Genomic DNA, 24619 nt, shown 5'->3' with positions numbered 1-24619 from the left:
TGGCGCCCGTTTCGACCGGCCCTACTGGCCTCCCTGGGCCGTTGTTGGCGCCGAGTAGCTAGCTCACAGGCCCTTCAGGAGGTGCGCTACCTCCGGCGGGTTGAAGCCGCCCACTGTCTGCTCGTCCAAGTAGCGCCAGAAGTCGACGTCCAGCTCGGGCTCGGAGTCCCCCCACCACATGTCAGCCCGGCCCGGCTGGGGCCCATCGATGTCGAGCACCAGGTACCCGCCCGTCACATGCGAGTAGAACGTGTACGACCCCGCCAACCGCTCCTGCCACGGCTCGCCGGGATAGTAGTCGCCCAAACAATGCGCTTGGTCCAGGTCGATCAGCCCCAGACCATGGGACATGAAATCGTAGAACCCGTCGTGGGTTTGCTCGTAGAAGGACTTCAACGGCTCAGGAACCTTGTCCCACACACCCCGGACCTGGCGGATTCCACCCACCACGACCTCATCGGGCCAGGACGGCTGCAAGGGATTGCCTCCGCCGTAGTACTGCGTCGACCCCGACAAGGTATCCACGGAGTAAACGACGCAATAGCGGCCGTCGCTCACGGCCAGTTCTGCGTCCGAGCAGTGTTCCTCTAGGTAGGCGAGAGTCTGGGGCAGCACCTGCCCGACCGTTCGCCTCATCAGCGAGATCATCAACTCCACGCGCTCGGCCGGAGCCAGGAGCGGCAGCTTTCGCCACTCAGCGGGCACAGGCTCCCCGGCCGGAACCTCCCCCTCCACCGGCCGAATCGGACGACGCCCATACGTGTAGCGCCCAAGCAGCTCGTACTTTGACGGCTCGCGTCGGCCCCCAAACCAACCGAACAAACCCATCATCTCCCCCTCAGCATGGCGTCGATCATCGCCTGCAGACGCTGCTCCATCAAAGCTTCGATCCGCGACATCTCCGTGCGCACCAGCGGCTCCACCGGAATCGTATAGCCGACTTTGGCTCCCCCCTTAAAGCCACCCCACTCGAGGTAGCTCAGCGCCTGCTTGGACGAATTGGCGCGGTGGCTTAATCCGAAGAAGTTAAGTCGCTCATTCGCGAGAGCGAGCTGCTGCTCGCGGGTGAGCATGCCGAATCCCTCCATGCGAGTGAGCTTATCCAGCGGAACGATGTGGTCCGGCGAGAGCGGGCCCCGGGTCGGGTTGCCTGGCAGCACCCAGTCGCGCAGGTCCGGATCAAACTGGGGATATTTGGGCTCGATCATTCGCTTCACGTCCCTACTCGGGCTGCTTCGACGCAGCCACTTCCATGTGGCGTCATCGACTTCCCGCACGACTCCGTAACGAGCCGGCGTTCTGGGGCCCGTCAGGAGTTTGACGTACTTTCCTGCATTCTTCACGGACATGACCAGGTTGTTCACGTAGCCGGCTGCCATGCCCTTCGCACCACCAAGAGCCTTCACGCCGCCCCCCATCGCCGTGAGGGCGCTCATCACTCCCGTGCCTTGCCGGCCTCCCAACTGCATCAGGTTCCCGAAGGCGGACTTCACGCCCACCATCGTGCCCTTCAGACCGCCCAGCCCCACGCACCCCAGGGCCGCGAAGATGACGGACACTATTGCCTGGCCCCACGACTGCTTCCCGGTAGCGGCCAGGGCGATGTTTGCAACCGCAGCGACGATTCCGGCGATAGCGGCAATCGTGAAGAGCACCCCGGCAAGCGCCTGCCCGATGACCGGAATCCAGCACACGAGCAACGCGAGGATACCTGCAATCGCGGAGATTGCCTCCGCTATCTTGGCGATCCACATGGTGATTGTGGCGCCCCAGTTGTCCCACCAGGAGTCGTTGAGCGCGTCCGCAGAGGTGGCGCCCTCGATCGCATCGACCGCCCTTTGCGCCGCGGCGTCTCGGTCCACCACCGCTTGGTCGACGATTCGTATCTGCGCTTCGATGCGCCCCTGGGCGGCATCGGCGTCATTACCGGCGCCGCGCGCCAGACGCCGATAGCGGGTGTAAGCCTCGTCGTCGCCATCGTTGTCGGAGAAGCGGTAGTCCTCGGCGAGCCCCTGATAGTGGGCCCTGACTCGGTTAGCTTCGTCCCGCTCGTTCACGGCTTGCCGAGCCGCGTACAGGGCGTTGACCGTGTCTACCTGCACCCGGTCCAGTACCTGGGCGTAGGTCTCCAGCGCGGTCGCGGCGGTCCGAAACCGATTCTCTGCCTTTGACACCGCATCCACGGTGGTGTCGCGCGACTCCAAGAGTGCCGTTACTGACTCTGCCCGGCTGGCCCCGCCCTCAAGTAGGCGCAAGTTGGCCGCACACCGGCTGATGGCGTCCGCAACCTGCCGATACCTATTGGCTCCATCGGACACGATGACCGGGTCTCCGGGAGTCGGATCCGACGATCGCCGCAGAGCCGACCAATCAGACGGTCGATAAGACACGCTCACCACCTCCGCCACGAACTTGCAAGCCTAGACCGTGCGCCAGCACTGCCACTGTGGACCAGACGCATGAACTCCACTAGTTGCAGGGTAGCCATCCTGCTTCCATCCTGCGGGGAGAACCGTACCTTCTCGATTTCCGGACTGGTCACACTCCGGGCAGTGGACGGCCCTCCCTCAACTAGTCGAGCTCGGAGCCGCCCCACTCAACAGCGGTGAATCCAGTGCGCACGGGCGCAGGCCCGAATACCTGGGCGGGAACGGACGTGGACGCCTGCGCCTTCGAAAACACCATGTAGACGCGGATGAACGTGTCAGGCGCCGTTTTATCCCCTGCAAAATCCGTGAAGGAGTAGCGCGCTATCGGTGCGTACTGGTCCGTGACGAAGGAGATCAGAGAATAATCGTTTGCCTGGATGCGCGGGGCCCAGAAGGTGATGAAGTCGGCGGCCTCAAGATCGTTCAGGCCCTGAGCAGCCAACGCCCGCTCAAGGAAAGGCACCACCTCGTCCCTGGCGACCACCGTCCCTTCCCGTTGAACGAACTCGGTTTCAGGCACGCCCTCCCAGAATAGGTAGGGGTAAGACCTCCCCCGCGCGTCGGTCAGCACCCCGTCAGCGCCGGCCTCCACCTGCCAAGCCCCGTCAACGCCTGGTGCGGCGGCCAACTCTGGATAGGAGGTCGTTACCTTCCCGTCGAAGTCGAAACCGATTTCCAGCCTCTGCGGCTGAGACGGGTACAGGTAAAGCACCGGCTTGTAGGCCACGGGCGGCTCCTCCTCAGCACAACCGCCCAAGAGCGTGGCGCCCATCGCCAAGACTCCGGCCACGGCAAGAAGCCTGGTGTTGATGCGCCCCATAGTGCGCCGTCCTCCCACTCGCGGCGGAACTATTTGTCCGCCCGTTTCGCTCCGGCTAGAGCCTCTTTGAAATGTAGCTCATCTTCACAAGCCGCGAAACCTCACGCCCGCGGCAGCCTGATCTCCACCTCGCAGCCGGCGCCGTGGTTGCGCATCTCCACACCGCCGCCGTGGGCGTTCACGATGGTGCGCACGATCGGCAGGCCCAGCCCGTTGCCGCCGCCGGCGCCCGGGGTGCGGGCCCGGTCCGCCCGCCAGCCGGCAGAAAAAACCTGCTCCAGGTCCGCCTCGCTTAGCCCGCCGCAGCCGTCGCTGACGCGCACCCGCACCGCATCGGTGGTCTCCACCTCCACCAGCACGCAGGTGCCGGGCTTGGTGTAGGCGATAGCGTTGCCCACCACGTTCTGCAGCGCCCGGGCCAGCAGGCCCGGATCGCCCACCACGTCGCCCGCCCCACCGGTCACCGCTCCGCGTAGCTCCACCTCCCGCTGCGACGCCAGCGGCTCCAGTTGGCTCACTAGGTCGGAGGCCAGGTCGCTGAGGGAAACCGTCTCCGTCCCCAATTCGACGGCCTGCGTCTGCAGACCGGCCAAGGCCAGAACGTCGTCCACCATGGCCGCAGTGCGCTCGGCCTGCGCCATGATGTTGCGGTAGTAGAGGGACGGGTCCGGAGCGATGCCGTCCTCCAGGGCCTCTCCCATCGCGCGAATGCCTGCCAGCGGGGTGCGCAGGTCGTGGGAGATCCAGGTGATCAGCTCGCGCCTGCCGGCCTCCACCTCGCGCTGCCGCTTTGCCTTCTCCAGCTCCGCGGCCGCCGCCATGATGACGCGGTGACTGCGCAGGGAAACCAGGATTCCGGCCACCAAGGCAACCGGGATCGTGGTGGCCAGCAGCAGCAGGGGCACCTTCACGGACTCGATCAGCATGAGCCGCACCCCCAGCAGCAGCCCCGCCCCCACGGTGAGCACCACGGTGACGGGACTGAGCAGCACAGCCCAGCGCACCGAGCGGCGCGCCACCACGGAGGTGAGGCCAGCGCACGCCAGCCCCACCCCCAACGTGGCGGCCGCGACGATCAACAACTGCTCAGTCATGGGACTCCCAGCGGTAGCCTCTGCCCCACACCGTCACTAGCCGGGTGGGATGCTGCGGGTCGGCCTCGATCTTGCCGCGCAGGCGCCGCACGTGCACCGTCACGGTGGAGGCGTCGCCCACCTCCCAGCCCCACACGGCGCGCATCAGCTCCTCGCGGGAGAACAGGTGGTCCGGGTGGGTGACCAGGTGGGCAAGCAGGTCGAACTCACGGAAAGTAAGGGCGAGCGGAACGTCGTCCAATGTGGCCTTCTGCGCCGTCAGGTCCAGCGCCAAATTCCCGTCAGTAACGATCTCCCGCTCGGGGGCCGGCGGCTGGGAGCGGCGCAGCAGGGAGGCCACCCGCAGCACCAGCTCGCGCGGGCTGAACGGCTTGGCCAGGTAGTCGTCGGCGCCCAGCTCCAGCCCCAAGACCCGGTCGGCCTCGGAGCCCTTCGCGGTCAGCATGATGACCGGCACCTCCACCCCGCCCGCGCGCAGGCGGCGGAAGACCTCGTGGCCGTCGATGCCCGGCAGCATCAGGTCCAGAATGATGAGGTCGCACTCGCCGGCCCGCGCCAGCGCCGCAAAGCCGTCCTCAACTTCGATCACTTGATGCCCGGCGGCGCGCAGGTAGTCGCAAACTACACCGCGCACCGTCGGGTCATCGTCAACGAGAAGCACGCTTGCCACTCGTTCAGCATAGGGCTCAGCCAAAGGTGAAGGCATTTGCCCTGATGTCCTTGTCGAACGTCAGCGTGACCGTGGCGCCGGTGGTGGCCTGCGGTAGGCGCACCAGGCGGTACATCCGCGCCCCGTCGATGGTGGCCACATCGCCCACCACGTCCGCCCCGCCCGGCTGGTTGGCGCCCTCGACCTGGACGCGGATCTTGGCGCCAACCGGGCCGTCGGCCACCAGGTACATCTCCTTGCCGGCAAAGCGGTAGCGCAGCTGGGCGCCGTCGCTGACGGCCAGGATGGACTCCCGGTCGGTGCTCCACTTGCCCGCCAGCGTCCACTGATTGGTGTCCGCAGGCTCCTGCGGGCCGCCGTAGTCGTGCTCACCGGCCACCAGCGGCTGGGCGTTGCCCATCGCGCGAGCGGTGCCCAGGTAGGTCTCCGGCGACTGCCCGCGGGTGTGGGTCAGCGTGTCCGTGGGCTGGCGCGCCGCCGCCCCGCCCTCGCCCAGCAGGGAGCGGATCTGGGCCTCGGCCTCCTCGTAGTCGCCCTCGCCAAAGTGCGTCCAGCGCACCTTGCCCTCGGCGTCGATGAGGTACTTGGCCGGCCAGTACTGGTTGCGGTAGGCCCGCCAGGTGTCGAAGTCGTTGTCCAGCGCCACCGGGTATTTGATCTGGGCATCCTCTACGGCCTTGCGCACGTTCTCCGGCAGCTTCTCAAAGGCAAACTCCGGGGCGTGCACGCCCACGATCTCCAGCCCGGAGTCGTGGTAGCGCTCGTACCAGGCGTTCAGGTAGGGCTGGGTGCGCACGCAGTTGATGCAGCTGTAGGTCCAGAAATCCACCAGCACCACCTTGCCGCGCAAGTCCTCCAGGGTGAGCGGCTCGCTGTTGATCCACTCGGTGATCCCAGTGAACTCCGGGGCCGGGGCCGCGTTTTCGCTGCTTTCCAGCGCGGGCGCGGAGCCGGGCGTGGAGCCGGGGATCAGCTTCTCCTCGAAGGAGGACAGCGAGGGGAACTTGTCTACCGCCCAGGTCTGGATGCTCTTGTCTACCCCCGTGGCCACCAGCAGTCCGACGGCGATGAACAGGACGGCGATTACCCGCTGGAACCAGCCGCGCGGATTGGCCGCCCAGCCGAGTTTTTTGATGAGACGACGTCCCGCCAGCGAGATCGCCAGGAGTGCGCCCGCCATACCGACGCAGTAGATGGCCAGGTAGAACATGCCCTCGGCCGGGCTGGCGGGCAGGACGGTGGCGATCACCCAGGCGTAGGTGGGCGAGCAGCTGCTAAAGACCGGGCCCAGGGCGGCGCCGGTGAGCACCGCGCTCCACAGGTCGCTGCGCTGCGAGCGGGCCTTGTCCAGCAGGTGGTGGGCGCGGTCAAAGCGGGCCACCCCGGAAAGGCGGGCCCACATGCCCGGGAAGAGCATGGCCAGGCCAAGCATGACCACCAGCGTGCCCGAGCCGATGGCCCACACGCGCGGGTCGATGCGGAGGAAGGCCGTAGTGACCTTTAGCAGCAGGGTGAACAGCAACAGGGAGCCGACCAGGGAGGCGGCGATCACGTAGGGCCGCGCCTTAGAACCGTGCCCCACGCTGCCTCCCACGATCACGGGCAGGAACGGCAGCACACAAGGTGCCAAGACCGTCAGGACGCCCGCGACGAGGGAAAGAAAGGCAGTTACCAGCATGGCTCAGCCCTTCAGCTCCTTCAGCAGGCCGTCCACGGAGGTGCTGGCCCACTGGCGCACCTGCATCTCCTTAGCGTCCAGCTCGACGAAGGTGTGCTGCATGGTCACCCCGTACTGCTGACGCAGGTCCGTGTGCTGGTCGTAATCCACGCTCACCAGGGTGGTGCCGGCGGGAATCTTAGCGGGGTCAGCGGTCAGCGCCTCATTAATCGAGGTGCAGGCCGGGCACCAGGAGGCGTTGAAGAACAGGACGATCTTGTTGCCTGCGAACTTCTCCTTGGCGGCCTTGTAGTCCGCGTAGGTGACGTAGCTGGCCGGGGCCATCGCGTCATTGGACATCGAGCCGGACATGGAACCGGAGGAGTGGGACATGGCGTCGCTCGGGGCCATGTGGTCGCCGGTCATGGCCGAGTCCGGGCTCATGGCGTCGGTGGGCTCCATGCTCATCGCACCATCGGCGGTCATGGCGCCATCGGCGGTCATCGCGTCGGTGGGCTCCATCGTGGCCGGGGCGGTCATCATCTGCTCGCCGGTCATGGCCGGGCTCATGGAGTCAGAGGGCTTGTCGGTGCTGCAGCCAGCCAGCGCGATAGAAGCAATAAGGGCAAGGGGAATCAATGTCTTCTTCATGGCTACAAGCCTGACGCCCCGGACATGACGGTCCCTAGAGGCAAGTTATTACCAAAGTCTTACGGCAAGCCGAGGGCGCGGTTACAGGGGCGGGCGAGGACGGTAAGGGGGCGCGCGCGAGTGGGCGCGGGCAGTTCGTCCCTTCCCCGTCGACCTGCCGGCCCATAAGTCAGGCGTTCACCAAGTCCTCTAGCTCGTAGCGTCGCGCCCGCAGCTCACGCAGGCAGCCGTTTCGCACCGAGCCCTCAAACGGCAGGGCTTCCCAGTCGACCGCCGCTGCGGCTGCCAGCACCACACCGGCGATGCCTGCAAGCGCACGCCCAGGCAGCCCGAGGTCTCTGGCAAGCTGCCGCCAGTGCTCCGCCTTTAGCCCCTTCTTCTTGCCGCCAATCGAGAGGGCCATCTCGTCATCGCCGTAGACGAGGGTGCAGGGAACGTCGTAGATCGGCGCCAATTCGCGCTCGAACTCGCTGCCCAGCAGGGCGATGTTCTTGGCGTGCAGGTCCCCGTTACCGGTGGCCCAGGCAAACAGGAATTGTGTGAACATCTTCTGATTGGCCACCAACGGAGCGGCTGTCAGCGCGCGTAGCGCGGCAATGACCTGCTCGGCGGTAACGTCGTACTTCGCGGCAGGCACCAATTCGAGGATCTGCGCCGCGTCCTCAAAGGCAATACGGCGGATCACTCCGTCGTCGCACACGCGGTCAAAGCGTTCAATGAACAGCCCCTGCTCCCCCACGGAGTCGGTAACTAGCTGTGACTTGGCCACCGCCAACCCCAGCCGCTGCGCCGCCTGCAGGTGCGCGTACTCGTTTGCGACCAGGTGAGGGTAGCTGCGCGGGGTCAGCTTGACGATTCCCTCGACGTCGCAGGCACGCCCTGCGCTCCCCGCCCGTACCCTCGCGGGCAGCGAGATCATCAGCGCAGAGACCTTCTCCTGCACGCCGGGAAGGGACTTGCCGTCCGGTCGGTCCAGGAGGTCGGCAAACTTGCACGCGGAGAAGGCCCCGTCGATCAGGGGGGTGCCCGGACCGGGCCGCTCACCAGGGGCAAGGATTTGCACATCGCCCGGGGTGTCGCGGCCGACCTCCAACAGCAGGGCTAGCTCGTTACTCAAGCTGATTTTGTGCTGCCTAGCCAAGCGGGTCAGACGGTAACCCTCCGGGAGAAGCCCAGCGAAGAAGGCCGGGATCTGGCCGGGCGGACAGACCACCTCGCCTGCGCCGAGCGGGAGGGATGTTGCCACCGGCGGGCCGGCATAGCCCTTCGCATAGGCGAAAACGACCTCGCCGCTCTCGGTTTGGGAGAAGTACGCAGCTAGCCGCTCGCCCTTATAAACGTCTGCGACGATCACGGGGCAGTCACCTCCACTCGCACGCCCACGGCATAGGCTGCACGCATGACCGAGTCAAACGACGGCCCTGGTGCGCCGTTCTCGATCTGGCGCAGCGTGCGGTCGGAGAGCTCAATCAGGTCGGCTAGCTGGCGCTGGGTGAGCCCGTGATGCTTGCGAGCCTTGCGGATGGCGGCGCCGATCTGCTTGGTGAAGTTGGGGACGCCCGCACGCAGTTCCACCGTGGTGCCCGCTGTCATCCGCCTGCCCCCCCTGGCTACCCTTAACCTAACCGCAGATCGGAAACATTCATCCGATCCCACGAGACTAGAGGCCCTCGCATCCCAAAATCAAGCACTTCGGAAGAATCCTTCCGGAACTTCACCCCATTGACGTCGGCAGGCACCGGAACACGCTATTTCGGAAGCATTCTTCCGATTCACCCACCGTGATTGTCTACCCCTTGCACGACGTTCTCTCCGGCCGTCTTAAAGGCTCCGCCGGCCCTGCTACTACTGCCCCCTTCAACCCAACAATTGCTCACCCAAACCCAGCCCCCGAGCCACATGCGCGACCGATCTGCCAGACTCAATCACCAACCTGGCCGCCTCAGCCCAATGCTCCGGCGTGAACGACCGCCAAGTGGTTACACCACTATGCGGGACTCAACTCCCCTTGGATCACGCCGCCACTAAATCCTCATTCCGGAAAAGCCGGAAAACGGGCCTGCCACTAAGTCTGACTCGGGACAGCGGCTCTTTCGCCTCCTGCGAGAACCTCGTGTCGTCGTCCGCAACCACTCCATCGATAAGCGAGATTGAGCTCATGCGTGCCGTGTTCAAGCAAGGTCCATCACTGGAGCACGAGGCGAAAAGTTCGGCTAAACAGCGGAAACAGTACGCATACGCTTAAACATAGCTGGCGTCGGGATGCGCGATAAGCACGGCCGCGCCTGAATTGTGCCCCACAGTCTCGGAAGAGAACCCAAGACACCATTCCCAGTCCCGACGTTCGCAGAAGACGCCGGTTCAGAGCACACAACCCTTCGCCACGCACATCAGCTCTGAATCCGGCCGCGCGCGCGGTCACGAGCTTGCTGTCGGAGTATAGCCCGTACTTCGTCGTGGATCGTGGTCGATGACTGTTCTGCTGTCTCGATGGAGACCACGAGTGCGTATCGTACCGTCTTGCCCGCACCAAGGTGTTGGGCGTGGTCCATGCATTCAACGTGAATCGGGAACATTTCATCCTCGCCGAACACCATGGCGCGCTTGCCTTCGACGATCTCGTGTTGGAGGCTCCCACGCCTGACCGAATTGTGCTCCGCATCAATGCGTTCTCCACCTGCGAGTTGTTTGTCTGGAGTGGTGAAGTACACCTTCGCGCTTCGATAGCGGCTGAGCCGACTGATGGTGGGGGCCATGTACGTCAGCGTGATGGTAAGGCGATGCCATTCTGCACGTGCACGAAGCGAAGGCGGCAGTGGCAACTCGTAAGTGTGACGTTGATCAGCAGATATCACCCCTCCGCTGACCAGGACCGCTCTGTTTGTGGCCGCAGCGCCGAGCCGATCTGTGTCGAGGCGCCCGTAGCCCAAGAGCGCGGTCAGGTGTCGGCGAGCGTCCTTCTTGCTCAGATTGAGTTCTCGGCGCAGTTGCGCTTCCCAATCCCCCCAGCTTGTCGCATGGGCCAGGAGGGCTCTCACTAGTAGTGGATGATATTGAGGATCTGGCAAAGGTGCGTCTTCTGAATCGCTGGAGCCAGCTTCAAGGACGTCGAAGAGCCGGCTGGCCTCGCGCGTCACCAATGCCGTTGCGTTGCTCGTGCCGACGCTGAAGACGGTGTAGTTGGCTTCCCCCGCTCGCCCAGGGGCAGCCACCTGGAGCCCTGGACCAGTGGTCGCGGTCTGAGCCAGTTGCACGTCAACGGTTTCTGGTCGATCGGGTGGAATGACTGGGCGGGTGTAGAACGCTCTGCCACCAATGTGGTGTAGGTCGGGCTTGACCGATCGACCTACACCTGGCCCCGTCGCACCGTAGAGGGCAGGTCCGTCCTGGTGGGTAATGTCCCAGGAGGTGTCCGGTACATCTATATCACCGAGCCCATCAGTGTGCGTCGCTCCGATAGTGAGTGCGTTGAGAGCATCCCCTGGAGGGAGGATGCCGCGCAACAGTGCACGGTCATGGATGGATCGTATTGCAGCGGAACGAGCAGCTTCGGGGTCGCTGGCTGCGGTAACGGGAATCGCGATCGGTCCGAGGTGGTTGCCAGCGCTGACGATGAATAGCAGGTTGTAGGAGTGCGCTAGCCAGTCTATTAGCCGACCTACGGGACTCATCCTGCTCACGAGCGCTCGTGCTTGGGAACCGACGGAGAGGTTTATGACGCGCACGCTTGGTGCGACAGGATCTCGACCGGCATCACCTTCGACGATTCGTTTAACCGCGCGGTGCAGCAGGTCAGGGAACAGCCGGTCTGGCAGTATCTGTTCGTGTCCTGACACGAACTCGTGGGGTCGCATGATTGGTCGCACGTATAGGGGCTGGTTGATCGGTTCACTGCGAGTGGCAAGGTCTCCATGAATGATCAAAGACGCCATTGCCGTGCCGTGGTTACGAAAGGCCAGCGGATAGTCCTCCCCAATACCATCAGGATCGTCGATTACCAGTCGACCTGCGAGGGCGTCATGGTTAACGAACGGCATCCCATCAAGCAGGGCGATCCTAGGGAAGTAAGAGGTAGCGCCTTCCCGAGGTGGCAAGTCGACTCGAATCCTCGTTTCGGTGGTTGGCGGTGCAAGGTTCATAGGGCTGAACGGGCTAACAAACATGACTTCGTCTGTCACCAATAGCTGGATCGACTCGGCGCCGTCGGTCATCAGGGAATGAACCTGTTGTATTGGCAGTTCCGCAAGCAAAGCATGGTAACTGATGCCCCCGATCTGAGAGCGATCGAGCACACGTCCGCCACTGTCAGCGATGACCTGCTCGACGTGCATCTCCGCAGAGGCGCGGTGTTGAGCATTTGAGCGGTACCACAGCTCTATTTCAATCATCACAAAGCTCACGGACTGGCCAACGAGGTCGAGGGTCTCTTGCCACTGCTCGCGAAGGCCAGTCTCTCGGATTCGATCCTCTGGACCCCAGCGTCTGATTGAGGTGAGCTGTTGAAACGCCGCTTTGAACTTACCGAGACCATGAGCAAACTTTGCTGCCGGGTCTGTTTGCCAAGCCTCGAACAAGCTTATGAGTTGATCAATCGCTTTGGCGTTAGACAGCACCAAGTACAGGGAGTGCTGGACAGGCTTGTCCGTACGGCCACTCTTGGACTCCACCATGTGGAAATCGTCGTCAGGGGCAGATTGCTCCCCGATCAACTCTGTCAAGAACTCCAGCCCATCGATCTTATCGATGGCGTTACGGAAATCGGTGACGCTGCCGGCGAGATCAAAGACCACTACCAACGCCGGATCCACCTCGTCCGGCGTGTCAGGAGAGAGACGCGCGCGCTCAGCATCGAACGCCGCGCGCAGTTCACCGAACTGCGGTTTCAGACGTGAACCCTGCCTACCGGCCGCTGGTTTGGACACGCGTGGCAGATTGCGGTTCTCTTGTTTTGGTCTGCTCGCAACTCTTGGCGGCCCAAACGCCAGGAGGGGCCGAGGCTCGGCGGTCATTCCGTTGCCTGGTCTCGTCTGTGTTCCAGCCGTTCTCGGACGATCCTCCTGATGTCGCTGTCGGGGAGTTCGAGGACTGCTCTGCGCCGCACGTCGAGAGCGAATTCTTCCAGTTCGGAGAAGCTAGCTCCTGCAAGCTTGTCCGCCAGAGTACGCGGGGCAAAGCCGAGATCGCCGCCAAGCCGGGCAGCGAGGCGTTCGAGAAAACGTGTCGCTTGAGCACGGCTGGGTGGTTCGAGTTCGGCGCGGATCTGGAAGCGTCGCCATGCTGCTCGGTCGAGAAGCTCACTGTGGTTAGTCGCCCCCACTAAAAGGACATGAGGAGGGAGCCGGTCGATCTGGAGCAGCAGAGTCGAGACCACGCGCTTGATCTCACCTGTCTCGTGCTCGTCCGATCGCTCCTTAGCTATGGTGTCAAGTTCATCGAAAAACAGGACGCAACGACGAGTCCGCGCGAACTCGAAGGCATTGTCGAGCCGAGCTGCAGTTTCACCCAAGAAGCTTGAGACCACTCCTTCATAGCGGATGACGTAGAAAGGCAGCATCAGTTCCGAAGCGATGGCCTCAGCGACGCTGGTTTTGCCGTTGCCTGGCGGACCTGACAACAGGATACGATTGCGGGGCTCGATCCCGTAGCTGCGGAGCAGCTCGGAACGCTTTTGCTCCTCAATCAACTCAGCGACGACTCGATGAGGAACCGCTGCAAGCTCTAGCTCTTCCAGGCGTCGTTGGGGAACGATCTCCTGGATCAGGTCGCGCATGGCTGCAGCATGGTCGTCACGCGGCGCGCTCTGCCCAGTGGTGCTGATCAGCTCGGACAAGCGGTCGGCGACTAGGTGGTGCTGGTTCGCTCGCTCCTCGGCGATCACAGCTTCGACGAGGACCCGAAATCGGTCTCGGTCACCACGCCTCTCGGCTTCGACGAGGTCAAGTAGCAGGTCAGCACGCGCCATATCTGCCTCCTTGAACAACCGTCCGTCCCCGAATCTGTATCTTAGCGGCAAGCTGCTGGAACATAGAGAGCCGCGCCGTCATGAGCACTCCGTTACCTTGTTTGTGGCTCGGTTGTTCCGGGTGTCCCGCGTCAGACGTTGTGGCGGGGACGTCATGTAGGTCCTGAAGGAGAGCTCGGCATGGGAAGACCATCAGTGATTCCGGTGAGGGAGAAGGCCAAGATTGTGTTAAGTGTCCTGGCCAGAGAGATGACTATTGCCGAGGCCTCCAGACGCGAACGGGGCTGTGAACAGTTGATTGGTCGCTAGAAGGCGGCTTTCGTGAGGCGGGCAAGTCCACGGCCTCGACACGCGAGCAACAGGTGGAGGTCCAAGTCTCGGAGCTTCCCCAAGCGCCCGGCATTCTGGTGAACGCCAACTTGCTGCACGCCCTGGCCAAGCTTCGCGAGCCGCCGCTTCCCTAGCCGCCTCCGGGCTCCGGCAACGCCTCGATCAGTGCCCGCACGGGACCGGGCAGTGCGTCCACCTGCTCCCCGCTCAGCGGCTCATCCACCTCCGCGCAGGCCCGCCCCGCCCAAACCCGGACGCCCGCAGCGCCGCGCATCACCCGCCACCTGGCGTCCAGATCGCCGTCGCGCCACACCTGGTAGCGCCGCGCCTGCACGTGCTCGCGCTCGGCGTCCAGCACCGGCTCCACCTCCACCGCGCGCCACACCTCATCTCCCGCACGCACGTGCCACGCCCCAAACGCCGGGAAATTATCGATTCCGTCCTCGTCCCGGCCCTCGCCTGGGGCCGCCACGAACTCCACCGCGCCTTCGGGCAGGTCGGCGGGAACGTCGTGCAACTGGGCAAGCGCTCAAAAAGGGCGCGCGCGATCATCACCTCAACGCGCCCGCCCTCGCCAGCACCCGGCCCAGCGCCCTCCCCAGCACCCGGCCCAGCACCCGGCCCAGCGCCCTCCCCAGCACCCGGCCCAGCACCCGGCCCAGCGCCCTCGCCGGCACCCGGCCCAGCGCCTTCCCCGGCACCCTCCCCCGAGCCCTCCCCAGCGCGCTCCCCCGGGCTCTCGATCTCACCCCGTCCGGCCACGTACCGGCCGCGCAGCAGCAGCTCGTCGTCCTGGCTGGGCAGGGGGCGGTCCACCCAGATCTCGGCGCGCTCACCCTCCTCCACTGTGATTAGCACCTGCGGCCACACCCCGTACGTCCTCACGCCGGGCCACGGCTCCACCGCGCACGTCTGCCCCCGCAACAGGTACTGTGCCCGCGCGGCCGGCCAGCCATCGTTCGTCACCTCGACAACCAGCGTGGCGGGCTGGAAGTAATCGCTCGCCCTGCCGCCCGGCCACTTTCGCACCTGCACGGCCACGGCCCACTGACTTTGCACGGCGTCCCCTTTCCGCCCTACCAAAAGACCCTGACGATGACCGCCAGCAGCAGCACACCCGCGAGCGCCAGGAAGTGCTTGCCTCCGTAGGTCAGGCTCGTCGGCCCCGGCAGCGGCTTGAGCTGGCGCTGGAACTCCCTCAGCCACGTGCCTCCCTGCACCGTGTCCCTCTCGGCGAGCTCCAGGTACCAGTTCTCTTGGGCAGCGCCCCAGTACTCAGACAGTTCCGACAGCGCATAGGTCACGGAGATCGGCAGGGCGCCCTCCTCATCCAAGATGGTCACAATGGACTTGCGGTTGAGGGCGTTGACCACAGCAGTCGCCCCAACCGACCAATCTGAGATCAAGGCCCGCAACGACACACGGGCCCTTGGCAAGTATCACGCTGCAGTTTTCACCGCTTCAGCACAGCTAGGACTCGGGATCCTATGCTGCGGTTTCTGAAGCTATATTCGAAGCGTCGTAGGTGTCTCGATGGTCTTCCCAGTGCCAAGTGTCACAGTCATGTAGACACCCTGGGTCGGCTTCTGAAGAGAGTTACGCGAAACGGCGACCAGACTGCGCCCGAGTTCCGCGTCCACAAACCAAGTTTCGTTTGTTCCGGCATCAAGACGATATGGAAGCTGCGGGCCATTCAGGTCTCCATTAGGGGCTCATCACATTTGAGGGTGTAGAGGCGGGGTGATCACGGCGGCGCGTCGGTCCGCGGATGAGGGTCGAGGCCTCCCGAAGATGGAAGTTCTCACACTCACCATCCGGAAGACCTCGACGTGCCTCACGCTACCTTCACGCCCCCTGACCTGACCATGTTCACCCGCCTCGACGAGCTCGGCCTGGAGGTCGTGGGCCAACAGATCGAGCCGAAGCGTGCCGTGTTGGCCTGCCGGGTCGTTGAGCCGGACCAGTGGTGCCGGCGGTGCGGCTGCGAGGGAACACCACGTGGCACCGTGGTGCGTCGTCTGGCGCACGAACCGTTCGGCTGGCGACCCACCATCTTGCTCGTCACCGTGCGTCGCTACCGCTGCGGCGAGTGCGGGCATGTGTGGCGTCAGGACATGAGCAGAGCCGCCGAGCCGCGGGAGAAGTTGTCCCGACGGGCGTTGCGGTGGGCGTTGGAAGGACTCGTGGTCGCGCATCTGAGCGTGGCCCGGATCGCCGAAGGGCTGGCAGTGTCGTGGAACACCGCCAACGACGCCGTCTTGGCCGAGGGCAAGCGGCTGTTGATCAACGATCCGCGGCGTTTCGACGGCGTCCATGTGCTCGGCGTCGATGAGCACGTGTGGCGCCACACCCGTCACGGCGACAAGTACGTCACCGTGATCATCGACCTCACCCCGATCAGGGATGACACCGGCCCAGCCCGCCTGCTGGACATGGTCGAGGGCCGCTCCAAGCAGGCGTTCAAGACGTGGCTCGCTGCCCGACCCGAAGCATGGCGGGCCGGCGTAGACGTCGTGGCCATGGATGGGTTCACCGGCTTCAAGACCGCCACCACCGAAGAGTTGCCCAAAGCCACCGCGGTCATGGACCCGTTCCACGTCGTGAGGCTCGCCGGTGACGCCCTCGACCAGTGCCGGCGCCGGATCCAGCAAGAACTCCACGGCCACCGCGGCCGCGCTCAGGACCCCCTGTACCGGGCACGGCGCACCCTCCACACCGGAGCCGACCTCCTCACCCCCCGACAACAAGCCCGCCTCGACGCCTTGTTCACCGGCGACGACCACGTGCAACTAGAGGCCACCTACGGCGTCTACCAGACGCTGGTCGCCGCCTACCGCGACCCCGACCGAGCCAACGGCCGCGCCCGCATGGAAGCACTCATCGCCAGCATCAGCAGCGGTGTCCCCAACGTCTTAGGTGAGGTCATCACCCTCGGACGCACCCTGAAGAAACGCGCCACCGACGTGCTGGCCTACTTCGACCGACCCGGCACCTCGAACGGCCCTACCGAAGCCCTGAACGGCCGCCTCGAACACCTCCGCGGATCCGCACTCGGCTTTCGCAACCTCACCAACTACATCGCCAGATCACTGCTCGAGACCGGCGGATTCAGACCCCAACTACACCCTGCATTGTGAAGAGCCCCATTAGGTACGTAGGAAATACCACCCCCTCTTGAGCAAAGAGCAACCGATTCAACCGCCACTGATGCTCGGCCGTGGTTGGTGACCTGTACACCGACGACCTCGGGGCCGTAGAACCCCTGCTTGCGCAGGTCCTCTACGTTGCGAGGCCTCCCCGCCTTTTCAACTGGACCGGTAACGACTCCTCCACGACCTTGCACGCCATGTAGCAGCGTTGCCTTTGGGCGGCCACCAGACAGAAGCCATTGCGCGATCTGCCACCCGAGCGACAGTCCTGCGACCAGTAGCGAAATGCTCGCGATTACGAGCGAGACGATATCCGAACTCATCCTCCATGCGTACGGACAGGTACCCACACTCTGGCAGGTATGGCCAGCTCGTCTCCTTGACGTTCAACGCCAGTGGGCCCCGTGATGCCCACTGGCGTCAATTCGACCTCCGATATCCCTGAGGTGTCTGAGACTCTGCATGGTGTCGGGCACGCAACCTGCACGTTTATTCAGCCCATCAAGGTTTATGGCGTGATCGGTTATCTACATCAAGGGATGGAGACGCTTAACCAGGGGTGGCCAGCCGCAGCAGGTTCGACTAGTAGAAGGCGGTGTCACCATCGCGGAAGCAGACGCAAGCGGGCCCGTCATTTCCGCCGCGTATGAGTGGTTCTACCTGGCGCTTGGGGCCCTCCTGGTCGTGGAGTCGCTGTACTACACCGTCATCAGCCAGGTGTGCCGCCGCAATAACATCACGCGCACCAGGTGGCTGGCGGGCCACAGCATTCAGCCCAGACCCTTTGCACGCGCCGCTCGACGCTGCTCAGGTGAGCAACGCCGCTATCAGGGTCACCGTCAGCACCCCCAGAACGAACACCAAGGCTTTGAAACCGAGGGGCGTCTTGCCCTGGGCGTTGACCGGCTCACTCTCCCACGCCGATCCGTTCTGGGCCAGGAAGCGATAGTCGCCTGCCCCACGCGCAGCGGCCTTACCTCGGTATCCATCCGCCAACAGCTCGGCGGGCGACGTTTGTTTTCCGACCGAGTCAAACCTCGCGTCCAGCTGGCCAAGCAACTCCGGCAGGGCGGTGTGAACGTCGTCCACGTGGGAGGCGGGAATTCCGCGCGGCAGCGTCTGGAAATAAACCCTCTCCACCACCACCCCGTCGCGGTAGGTGACCACCACGCCCGGCCTGCCCTCACAGCCTTGGCGGGTAAAGAAGACATCTTCCGTTGCCCACGCCCGCTCCACCTTCACCCAGCCGTGGACCCGCGCAAACTCGTCTATGTCAGCGGCCGTGATTGCAGTGGACTTCTCCCTGATCTGCTCTATGAACGCCAATGCCACAGACGCGTCTTCCTGCATCACTTCTGCCCGCGTCACGCTGGGCCTGCTGACAAACACGCCGACCGTGACCTCGGGCCCCCGGAGCCTCACGATGAGTGTCTTGCCCTGGTCTAGGTCCCAGGTGTATTTGGTTTCGCCGCCCGTTTGCTCGCTCCGGCCTGCCCCATACCGGGAGCGCAGTTGAGCGATTAGCGCCTCCGGCTCCGCCACCGCAGGGAAGGTTGTGGTGACACGGTTAGTGCCGGGCAGGCCCGCGACTACCGCTATCTCGGGCGGGCCACAGATAGTTGCATAGTCCGGGATACCGAGCGGGTGGCTCTCCGATAGCTGCGCTGGGCCACCGGCCCCACGGCTTAGGTAGAAATACTTATAGGAGTCGGAAAGCACGGTCCACCCGCGCTCACGCGCCAAGCGGGCCAAGTTGTATTGGCTCTCTGCCGCGTCGGTGGCGACCAGCGCGTCGATGTGGTCCCACACCATGCTTGCCGGTGTTGCTTGAGGTGTCTCTTGCTCTGCCGGTCTTGCCACCCAGAGTTCCGAGGTGGCCTCGGCGGTGAAGCACAGGTGCAGGCGAAGACCACTGGGCCGATGCCACCAGTAGTACCCCGTCCCCTCCTCCAGGCCGGGGCAGATTCGCGGCGTGCCGAACTCAGAGGAGAACAAGTCGTAGGCGATCTCCAGGCTGGTGAGGATCTGTTCCTCGTCGGCGTATGCGGCTTCCGGGAATGCCTCCATGCTGGCGCGCAGGTCGATCCCGTAGGCGATTAGACCCGTGGCGTCGAATTGAGCTTGGCTTATCAACCCGAAGTCGGCGGGGTTCAGTGCCGTGCTTTTGGCGGTGCGGCGCGTGAGCGTGTGGGACGGGCCGCTCAGCGGTAGCGGCCAGCTGACGCGTTCAGCGGCCTCCACAAAGTCCACGGTTCTCCACGCCAGGGATTCGGCTAATGGATCCATACCTCAACCTCACTGTGCTCGGCACTTTCGCCGCAAGTCTGTCACAAGCGTTGCCTGCCCCGCCTCGCCGGTCAACCAATTGCCTTGATGGCCAACGGATTAGGCCGGGCCAGCCCGCCCGCTCGGCGCGAAGCGGGGCCCGTTAACGGGGGCGTTAGGCGGTACGACGTTCCTCCCGCCCTGCTTCTAGCCCAAACCGCCCCCTGTCGGCACCGCGCCTCCTTGCGCCTACCAAAGGCGCCAGACCAGGAGCGCCAACAGCGGGATAAGGAGCGCGAGCAACCACACGTGCTTACTGCGGGTTTCCTTAACTCCCAACGGATGCGCCTGAAACTCGAGGGCAACCTGCTGGGGCGGCTGGTAAACCAGTGGGTAGTCCACCACGATGGGAAGCTGATGGCTGTGGTGCTTGACCGTGATCCGCGAGCGCCGGTTGGCCGCCCAGAACACGTAGCTGTCCACGTCGTCTTGTTCGTCTAGGTGGCGCCACGGACGCTCGTATCCAAACCAGGACGACTCCACTAGCTCGTACTCCCCGCACCGGCTCTCCAGCTGCTCCAGCAGGTCGTCTTCCAGCCCCCACCGTCCTCTTTCCCCGGCCAAGGCTCGCGAACCGGGCATGCAGTGGAACAGGATCTGCCTCACCGCCGCGTTGTGGTAGTCCACCACCACCCCGGGCAAGCCCCACGGTGCGCGCGGGCTGAGGAAGAGTTCCTTGCCGTCCTCGTCGCACTCGGTCTTGGTCCAGCCGTGTTTTGCGGCGAGCTGCTCCACGTCTGCCGCATCCAACGGCTCGCTACCTGCAGTCAGCTCCTCCACCAGGTCAAGCGCGTAGGACAGGATCTGGTCCCCATCCAGCAGGTCCTCCCATCCTGCGGGTTCCTCCCACACCACTAGCCGCGCCTGTGCGCCGTCGCAGGACAGCTCCAGCACTCGGGGCCCCACTCGCCACGTGTGCTTCTCCCCCGGCCCGTCCTGCCCGGCCTGCCCGGCCGACCCGGCCTCACCTTGCCCGGTCGGCCCGGCCTCACCTTGCCCGGCCTCGGCGGGGCCAAGGCGCGCGGAGAGGGCGGCAAGCGAAACGTCGTCCACCCACTGGTTCGGCAAAGTCAACGTCAACCTGGTGGGGCGCAAGCCGTTGCCGGTCACCAACACCTGCGGCGGGGTGCAAATGACACCGCTAAGCGGCTCGCCGCCCGGGTGGCTCTCCGCCCGCTTCGCGCCAGACACGCCGCCGGAGAGGAAGAAGTACTCATCCGAGCCCGACAACCGTACCCACCCCTGGCTGGCCGCAAAACTCAACAGGGAGTCGCGGTCCTTGGACCACTGGCCACCCATGAGCTCGGCCGCCAACTCCACTAGGCTGCTCTCCCCCGCGCTGGCCTGCTCCGGGCTCGCCGCATCGCGCGGGGCGGTGCTTGCGGCGGGAGCCGTGGCGACCTTTTCGACGTCAGAAGCCAGGCCGGCACCTCCCACACCAGCCGGGCCGCAGCCAGTCACCCACAGCTCGACTGCTACTTCGTCGGTGAAGACCAGGTGAAGCCCCAGGCCGCCGGGCAGAACCCACCAGCGGTATCCCGTCCGCTCGTCGCCGGTAACCGCCATGAACGGCACATCAAAGTGGTCACACAACAGCTCAAAGGCTTCGTTGAAGTCCTGCAGGATGCTTTCCTGGTCTTCCTCGTCTTCGGCCTGGTCGTAGTTCGCCGCCGCGCGCAGGTCGAGGCAGTATGCGCTAATACCGGCGGCGTCAAACCGCGCGGTGGCCTGGAAGCCAAAGTCCGCCGGGTCCAGTAGCGCGCTCCTGGCCGTGTACTTGGTGGGGGCCGCTTCCCCGTCCGCCGGCAGCAGGGGCAGCGGCCAGCTCGCTTTCTGCGCGGCCGCAACGAACGCGACAGTCTTTTCAACCAAGCTCTGCGCTAGCTCATCCATTTTTCCTCACTTACGCCGGGGCCCAGAGAGAGAGTCTGGCACACGCGCTTGCGCCGGAGCGGAGAGTGCGCGTCCCAAGGACGTTTCACTGCCGGTCTGCCCGTCTGCCGGTCTGCCGGTATGCCGGCCACCGTCCCGGCTCGACGCTTGGCTCGCCGTGCTGGGAGTTGGCTAGGCTCGTCCCCATGCGATTTTCCTGCGTTCTCTTCGACGTTGACGGCACACTGGTTGACTCCGCCCCCGTGGTGATAGACGTCTTCGAGGACACCCTGCCGGCGCTCGGCCTACCGGTCCCGCCGCGCGCGGAGCTGCTCAAGCAGGTGGGCCCGCCGCTGTGGGAGTCGTTCCCGGACCTGGGCGTAGCGCCCGCCGACGTCCCCGCCGCCATCACCGCCTACCGCACCCGCTACGTGAAGCGCTGCCTGGAACCGCCGCTTTTCCCCGGGATGGACGACGTTCTAGCCCGCCTAGCCAGTGCCGGCCTACCCCTGGCCACCGCGACCTCCAAGCAGGAGCCGATGGCACGCGCCCAAATGGAGCACCTGGGCCTAACCGACCGCTTCACCGTGATCGCCGGCGCCACTCCCGGCCCGGATTCCACCAAGGCCACCGTGGTGCGCGACGCCCTTGCCCGCCTGGCCGCCGCCGGCGCCGACGTCTCCCGCCCCGTCCTAGTGGGCGACCGCATCTTCGACCTGAATGGCGCCCGCGAGGTGGGAATCGAGTGCATCGCCGTCGGCTGGGGCTACGCCCAACCGGGCGAGATGGACGACGCCGACCACCACGCCCCCACCCCCGCAGACCTGCTCGCGCTCCTGCTGGACTAGAGGGCGGACTTGGTGAGTCCGGCGGGTTCTGGCCGGCCCGGCGCGTTTTAGGCGTCGGATGCGAGCCTGCCGGCCACCACCGCGTCGATGGCCACGCCGTCGATGAGGAACTTCTCCCGCTCCACGCCCTCCACCACGAAACCGGCGTGAGCCGCCACCGCCGCAGAAGCGGGATTGTTGACGCGGTAGCCCAGTTCCAGGCGGCGCAGGCGCGGGGAATTGACGGCGCCCAGTTGAGCGATGTCGACGGACGACGCTGCCGCCCCGCCGCCCTGCTGGCGCGCCACCCGGTTGTCGGCCTCCGGCAGGTCCAGGGCCCAGTCGCACACGGATTTGACTGCCATCTTCAGCAGGCCCTTGCCGCGCAGTTCGCCGGCGCTCCAGTACCAGACCCAGCCCCGGTCGAATCCGCCGCCGGCTCCGGCGCCTTCGTAAGAGACGCCCACCAGCCCGCAGGCTACTCCCCCGTACTCCAAGCACCACACGGCCCGTTGTTCGTCCACGACGGCGCTCTCAGCAACGAAGGACTCTGCCCGGGCCAGATCCTCCAGAGCCGGCAGCTGTCGCGCCAGGTCTGGGGTGGCGCGGTACAGCTCCAGCAGGCGGGCGGCGTCACCGCCGCGCCACGGCCTGATCACGACCTCCACAGTGCTCCCCTTTCCGGTTATCTAGCCCCAATGCATCGGGGCATGGGGTGGTTCTTGGCCGGGACTAGGGACTGGGCGGCCGACTGGCTAATCCCGCTGCACCCGGGTTGGCCGGTCTTCAACCGAAACGACTCGGGCGGAGAGCTTACGCTCTCCGCCCGATCACCATATTCTGTGGAGCTAAGGGGATTCGAACCCCTGACCTCCTCCATGCCATGGAGGCGCGCTACCAACTGCGCCATAGCCCCGTTTGGAACAAGAGAAATATTAGCGGGCGCCTCTCGAATGAAGCAAATCGAGACGGCGTTACCCGCCTCACACTTAGTCACATCGGTGTAATTCCAACGAAAAGTGCCCGTGTCACCTCGGCTCGCGCCGCTTCGTGCGTCTAAGCCGCCCCAACCGGACCCCCAGCCCGACGTTCCGCCCCTCAACTCGACGTTCGCCTGCTCAACTCGACGTTCGCCTGTTCAACTCGACGTTCGCCTGCTCAACTCGACGTTGCCACCCCAGCTAACGTCTAGATTCACCACCAAACGTCGAGATGAAGCCACAAACGTCGAAACCGGATACCGGGCCCCCGCAAATCCGCCTCAGGCTCGAGCACCCCCAGCCCCTCTCCTCGCCGAAACTTGTCAATGGCCGCCGAGACTTGTCCTTAGAGGTACCGCTATGGACAAGTTTCGTGAGCTTTGGACAAGTCTCGGCGCAAGGGTCGCCCCGCAGGCGCGCCCAACGGACAGGCGCGCCCAACGGGCAGGCGCGCCCACACACACCAACGCGCCCGGACACAGCAGAGGGCGGGGTGCCAACAAGTAAGCACCCCGCCCTTGCGTCCAGGTTTCCGGGTCAGCCCTGATTTGCGCCGCCGTAGAGGTACGCGTCCAGGTCAAGCGGGTCGGCTTCTACCTCCACGCCTTCTAGGTCCAGCTCGATTGCCGGGCAGTCACTCCAGAGCCGTTCGAGGGCGTAGAACTCGCGGTCCTCCTCGTGCTGCACGTGCACCACCACGCTGCCGTAGTCCAGTAGCGCCCAGCGGCCCTCCAGCACGCCTTCCTGGCGCAGGGTCTTCATGCCGCGCTTGTGCATCTCCTCGTCGATCGCGTCCACGATGGCGCGCACCTGGCGCTCGTTGTCCGCGCTGGCCACCAGGAACACGTCGGTGAGCACGATGCGCTCGGAGACGTCTAGCGCGACCACGGAGGCCGCCTTCTTGGAGGCCGCCGCTCGCGCCGCTGCGCGGGTTGCCTCAATCGCTTCCAGTTCAGCTGCCACTAAAACTCCAATTCCAGTTCATAGCCGGCTCGATCCCGTACGCGGAGATCACGCCGGCGTGCTTAAGTCCAAGGTAGACGCCCAGCGCCACCACCACGGCCACCAGGATGCCCAGCAGGATCCACAGCAGCATGCCGCGCTTGGGCTCTTCGAGCTCCGTCTCGGCGGCCTCCTCTGCCACGGGCAGCGGGCCGGTGATCCTGCGCAGGTCGTTTTGCATGTCGCCCACCTGCTCGGTGGCTTCCTGCGTGGTAAAGCCGGCGCCGTACGGGGAGGCGACGCGCTCGCCGGCCCCCAGCAGCGGCTCGCCGGCCGCAGCGTCGTTTGCCGCCTGGTCCCAGGCACCTCCCGCGGTCTCCTGCAGGTGGCCGACGTTCCGCCCATCGCCCTCCCCAGCAGCCGCGCCGTCACCGGCCTCCTCGCGGGCCTCGGCGCGGTCGAGCTGCACGCTCTCGCCGCTCACCGCAGCGTCCTCGGCGCCGGCGCTGACGGCCTCGAAAGCGCCGCCCGCCCCGGGCGTCCAGCTGCCCTGGGTGACCTCAGGCTCGCTGGAGCCGCCCTGCTCGCCCAGGCTAACCGGCGCGAAGGCGCGGTCTGCCCCGGCAAGCAGGGGCTGGTCGGGGTCGGTGGTGGGGTCGATTGCCCCGCTGACCAGGTCGCCGAAGCCGGCCTGCGCCAGCGGCGCGGCCTGGCCCTCGCCCCGCAGGGGCCAGTCGGCCACCTGCTCGGTGGCGGGCTCGGCGGAGATCGGGAAGGCGGGCACGGCGTCCAGGTAGGGGCGGCCGGCCACGCCGACCTCGGCCGGCGAACCTGCCGCGTCTGCGGCCCCCGCCAGGCCGCCGGCTGAAGCGGCGCACGAAAAACGTCTATGGGTCCCAAGAGACTCGTTG

The 24619-nt window shown here is 65.2% G+C and carries 21 protein-coding genes, 1 tRNA gene and 1 pseudogene; 2 read left to right on the top strand and 21 right to left on the bottom strand.

The window, feature by feature from the left end; translation table 11 throughout:
- Positions 1 to 63: 63 nt before the first annotated feature.
- The 15 genes and pseudogenes from AC4PWQ_RS04890 to AC4PWQ_RS04820 all read right to left on the bottom strand — a co-directional run bounded on the left by AC4PWQ_RS04890 (position 64) and on the right by AC4PWQ_RS04820 (position 15019).
- A complete protein-coding gene (locus AC4PWQ_RS04890; protein WP_492089945.1) occupies positions 64 to 828 on the bottom strand; it encodes a hypothetical protein in 765 nt (254 codons plus the stop codon).
- Entirely contained in the window at positions 828 to 2390 is a 1563-nt protein-coding gene (locus AC4PWQ_RS04885; protein ID WP_492089944.1) for a putative T7SS-secreted protein, read from the bottom strand. Before AC4PWQ_RS04885 ends, AC4PWQ_RS04890 begins: the two co-directional genes overlap by 1 nt.
- 181 nt (positions 2391 to 2571) lie before the next feature.
- Positions 2572 to 3249 (bottom strand): hypothetical protein, encoded by a 678-nt coding sequence (locus AC4PWQ_RS04880; protein ID WP_492089943.1) that lies wholly within the window; start codon positions 3247 to 3249, stop codon positions 2572 to 2574.
- A gap of 101 nt (positions 3250 to 3350) precedes the next feature.
- Positions 3351 to 4343, bottom strand: a complete 993-nt coding sequence (locus AC4PWQ_RS04875) for a sensor histidine kinase (RefSeq protein WP_492089942.1) — start codon at positions 4341 to 4343, stop codon at positions 3351 to 3353.
- Entirely contained in the window at positions 4336 to 5013 is a 678-nt protein-coding gene (locus AC4PWQ_RS04870) for a response regulator transcription factor (RefSeq protein WP_371152356.1), read from the bottom strand. The genes AC4PWQ_RS04875 and AC4PWQ_RS04870 overlap by 8 nt, the downstream gene beginning before the upstream one ends.
- A gap of 16 nt (positions 5014 to 5029) precedes the next feature.
- The gene (locus tag AC4PWQ_RS04865) at positions 5030 to 6691 is read right to left on the bottom strand and encodes a cytochrome c biogenesis protein DipZ (protein ID WP_492089941.1); all 1662 of its coding nucleotides are present in this window, start codon (positions 6689 to 6691) and stop codon (positions 5030 to 5032) included.
- A gap of 3 nt (positions 6692 to 6694) precedes the next feature.
- A complete protein-coding gene (locus AC4PWQ_RS04860; protein ID WP_492089940.1) occupies positions 6695 to 7321 on the bottom strand; it encodes a thioredoxin domain-containing protein in 627 nt (208 codons plus the stop codon).
- Positions 7322 to 7490: 169 nt separating this feature from the next.
- On the bottom strand, positions 7491 to 8675 hold the full coding sequence (locus tag AC4PWQ_RS04855) for a type II toxin-antitoxin system HipA family toxin (RefSeq protein ID WP_492089939.1): 1185 nt from the start codon (positions 8673 to 8675) through the stop codon (positions 7491 to 7493).
- Positions 8672 to 8914, bottom strand: coding sequence for a helix-turn-helix transcriptional regulator (locus AC4PWQ_RS04850; protein WP_492089938.1), 243 nt, complete (start codon positions 8912 to 8914; stop codon positions 8672 to 8674). Before AC4PWQ_RS04850 ends, AC4PWQ_RS04855 begins: the two co-directional genes overlap by 4 nt.
- A gap of 267 nt (positions 8915 to 9181) precedes the next feature.
- A pseudogene (locus AC4PWQ_RS04845) lies at positions 9182 to 9280 on the bottom strand (hypothetical protein); the annotation flags it as partial.
- A 431-nt stretch (positions 9281 to 9711) separates the two neighbouring features.
- Positions 9712 to 12243, bottom strand: coding sequence for a S8 family peptidase (locus AC4PWQ_RS04840; RefSeq protein ID WP_371176770.1), 2532 nt, complete (start codon positions 12241 to 12243; stop codon positions 9712 to 9714).
- Between the two features lie 83 nt (positions 12244 to 12326).
- Positions 12327 to 13283, bottom strand: a complete 957-nt coding sequence (locus AC4PWQ_RS04835; RefSeq protein ID WP_371176769.1) for an AAA family ATPase — start codon at positions 13281 to 13283, stop codon at positions 12327 to 12329.
- A gap of 460 nt (positions 13284 to 13743) precedes the next feature.
- Positions 13744 to 14130 (bottom strand): hypothetical protein, encoded by a 387-nt coding sequence (locus AC4PWQ_RS04830; RefSeq protein WP_492089937.1) that lies wholly within the window; start codon positions 14128 to 14130, stop codon positions 13744 to 13746.
- Positions 14131 to 14164: 34 nt separating this feature from the next.
- On the bottom strand, positions 14165 to 14290 hold the full coding sequence (locus AC4PWQ_RS04825; RefSeq protein ID WP_492089936.1) for a hypothetical protein: 126 nt from the start codon (positions 14288 to 14290) through the stop codon (positions 14165 to 14167).
- A gap of 399 nt (positions 14291 to 14689) precedes the next feature.
- Entirely contained in the window at positions 14690 to 15019 is a 330-nt protein-coding gene (locus AC4PWQ_RS04820) for a hypothetical protein (protein WP_492089935.1), read from the bottom strand.
- Positions 15020 to 15442: 423 nt separating this feature from the next.
- On the opposite strand from AC4PWQ_RS04820, the gene AC4PWQ_RS04815 reads away from it, so the two are divergent.
- Positions 15443 to 16750, top strand: a complete 1308-nt coding sequence (locus AC4PWQ_RS04815; protein ID WP_492089934.1) for an ISL3 family transposase — start codon at positions 15443 to 15445, stop codon at positions 16748 to 16750.
- 819 nt (positions 16751 to 17569) lie between these two features.
- Here AC4PWQ_RS04815 and AC4PWQ_RS04810 read toward each other — a convergent pair.
- Positions 17570 to 19048: a hypothetical protein gene (locus AC4PWQ_RS04810; RefSeq protein WP_492089933.1), complete on the bottom strand. Its 1479-nt coding sequence runs from the start codon at positions 19046 to 19048 to the stop codon at positions 17570 to 17572.
- Positions 19049 to 19276: 228 nt separating this feature from the next.
- Entirely contained in the window at positions 19277 to 20980 is a 1704-nt protein-coding gene (locus AC4PWQ_RS04805) for a hypothetical protein (protein ID WP_492089932.1), read from the bottom strand.
- Between the two features lie 185 nt (positions 20981 to 21165).
- Here AC4PWQ_RS04805 and AC4PWQ_RS04800 point away from each other — a divergent pair, with 185 nt between their 5' ends.
- Entirely contained in the window at positions 21166 to 21807 is a 642-nt protein-coding gene (locus AC4PWQ_RS04800) for an HAD hydrolase-like protein (RefSeq protein ID WP_492089931.1), read from the top strand.
- A 47-nt stretch (positions 21808 to 21854) separates the two neighbouring features.
- On the opposite strand, the gene AC4PWQ_RS04795 is transcribed toward AC4PWQ_RS04800, so the two are convergent.
- The 4 genes from AC4PWQ_RS04795 to AC4PWQ_RS04780 all read right to left on the bottom strand — a co-directional run.
- Positions 21855 to 22454: a GNAT family N-acetyltransferase gene (locus AC4PWQ_RS04795; protein ID WP_492089930.1), complete on the bottom strand. Its 600-nt coding sequence runs from the start codon at positions 22452 to 22454 to the stop codon at positions 21855 to 21857.
- A 175-nt stretch (positions 22455 to 22629) separates the two neighbouring features.
- Positions 22630 to 22702 (bottom strand) — tRNA-Ala (locus tag AC4PWQ_RS04790).
- Positions 22703 to 23303: 601 nt separating this feature from the next.
- Positions 23304 to 23729, bottom strand: a complete 426-nt coding sequence (gene rsfS, locus AC4PWQ_RS04785) for a ribosome silencing factor (RefSeq protein ID WP_371152376.1) — start codon at positions 23727 to 23729, stop codon at positions 23304 to 23306.
- On the bottom strand, positions 23719 to 24619 hold a 901-nt coding region (locus tag AC4PWQ_RS04780; protein WP_492089929.1), incomplete at its 5' end, for a hypothetical protein. The genes rsfS and AC4PWQ_RS04780, both read right to left, overlap by 11 nt.

Source organism: Buchananella sp. 103232, from assembly GCF_058725725.1.
Note: the sequence above shows the minus strand (reverse complement) of the source record. Positions and strands in the feature narration are given on the sequence as shown.

Coding starts and splice junctions, on each gene's coding strand:
- AC4PWQ_RS04805 (WP_492089932.1), bottom strand. CDS start 20,980: ATGGATGAGCTAGCGCAGAGCTTGGTTGAAAAGACTGTCGCGTTCGTT.
- AC4PWQ_RS04850 (WP_492089938.1), bottom strand. CDS start 8,914: ATGACAGCGGGCACCACGGTGGAACTGCGTGCGGGCGTCCCCAACTTC.
- AC4PWQ_RS04875 (WP_492089942.1), bottom strand. CDS start 4,343: ATGACTGAGCAGTTGTTGATCGTCGCGGCCGCCACGTTGGGGGTGGGG.
- AC4PWQ_RS04890 (WP_492089945.1), bottom strand. CDS start 828: ATGGGTTTGTTCGGTTGGTTTGGGGGCCGACGCGAGCCGTCAAAGTAC.
- AC4PWQ_RS04810 (WP_492089933.1), bottom strand. CDS start 19,048: ATGGATCCATTAGCCGAATCCCTGGCGTGGAGAACCGTGGACTTTGTG.
- AC4PWQ_RS04800 (WP_492089931.1), top strand. CDS start 21,166: ATGCGATTTTCCTGCGTTCTCTTCGACGTTGACGGCACACTGGTTGAC.
- AC4PWQ_RS04880 (WP_492089943.1), bottom strand. CDS start 3,249: ATGGGGCGCATCAACACCAGGCTTCTTGCCGTGGCCGGAGTCTTGGCG.
- AC4PWQ_RS04860 (WP_492089940.1), bottom strand. CDS start 7,321: ATGAAGAAGACATTGATTCCCCTTGCCCTTATTGCTTCTATCGCGCTG.
- AC4PWQ_RS04835 (WP_371176769.1), bottom strand. CDS start 13,283: ATGGCGCGTGCTGACCTGCTACTTGACCTCGTCGAAGCCGAGAGGCGT.
- AC4PWQ_RS04865 (WP_492089941.1), bottom strand. CDS start 6,691: ATGCTGGTAACTGCCTTTCTTTCCCTCGTCGCGGGCGTCCTGACGGTC.